The sequence below is a fragment of the Paraburkholderia ginsengiterrae genome (assembly GCF_001645125.1).
GTDB lineage: Bacteria > Pseudomonadota > Gammaproteobacteria > Burkholderiales > Burkholderiaceae > Paraburkholderia > Paraburkholderia ginsengiterrae.
Genome location: NZ_LXKA01000204.1, coordinates 1 through 473, shown reverse-complemented (window position 1 = coordinate 473; position 473 = coordinate 1). Strand labels below are relative to the sequence as shown.

The window sequence follows — 473 nt, the reverse complement described above, 5'->3', positions numbered from 1 at the left end:
CGCCCCGATCGTCCGCCTGGAACAGTTCCGCGCCGGCGCGCACCGTGTCCACCTCGCCCGCCACGTTGGCGAGCGAGCTCCGCCGCTTGATCGCGCCCCCATACTCGCTCCCCGCCCCCACTTCCTGGCCGCGCTCGCAGCCTTTGCGGCACTTCACCACGCCTCGCACCTCCACCTTCCCCATTTGCGTCCCGCACTGCTCCCCCCCCGCCTCGTTGACACGCGGCCCCCCCCCCTCCACCCCCAGCCCTCCGCGCATTTCCCCTGCGGCCTGCCCCCGCCCTCCCTCCCCCCAACCGCACCGGCCGGGTGCGCCCACGCGCTGCCCCCCCTCGTCCTCACTCACAACTGCCTACCCTGCTTCCCTGACCTCGTCACCCCGTTCCCTCGTCACCCTCTCCACGCCCGAGCCGGACAGTTCCCGTCCGCGACCACCTCGACACACACCTCCTGTGCACTCCGGCCACCACGCA

General features: G+C 72.9%; 1 pseudogene. It reads right to left on the bottom strand.

Annotated elements, in window-relative coordinates:
• Positions 1-184, bottom strand: a pseudogene (locus A6V37_RS40730) (CAF17-like 4Fe-4S cluster assembly/insertion protein YgfZ); the annotation flags it as partial.
• Positions 185-473 lie beyond the last annotated feature (289 nt).